Origin of the sequence: Streptomyces sp. URMC 126 (genome assembly GCF_051386555.1) — a bacterium.
In the GTDB taxonomy this organism is placed as follows: domain Bacteria; phylum Actinomycetota; class Actinomycetes; order Streptomycetales; family Streptomycetaceae; genus Streptomyces.
The window spans coordinates 1-259 of record NZ_JBPQTX010001022.1; the positions used below are offsets into that span (position 1 = coordinate 1).

Annotated in this window: 1 protein-coding gene; it reads right to left on the minus strand. The window is 57.1% G+C overall.

Annotated elements, in window-relative coordinates; all coding sequences use genetic code 11:
- Positions 1-196, minus strand: a 196-nt coding sequence (locus ACSNOK_RS34935) for a helix-turn-helix domain-containing protein (RefSeq protein ID WP_436784724.1), incomplete at its 3' end; no start/stop codon positions are given.
- Between the last annotated feature and the right edge of the window lie 63 nt (positions 197-259).

Here is a 259-nt window from a genome sequence, read left to right on the forward strand (position 1 = left end):
GCGTCAGCAGCGTGAGCGGGTGCACCTCCATGACCTCGCACAGCTCGGCCAGCTTGTTCAAGGTGGGGCTTTTGAGGTCGCGCTCCAGCGTGCTCATGTAGGTGCGGCTGGACACGTCGGAGAACGCCTCCTGGCTCAATCCACGCGCTTTCCTGATTGTCTTTAGTGCCTCCGACAATGTATGTTTCGCTGCCAACCCTGGATCTCCCCAAAATCCAAGATGACAGCCGATTGCGCCCTATAGGACTACAATCTATAG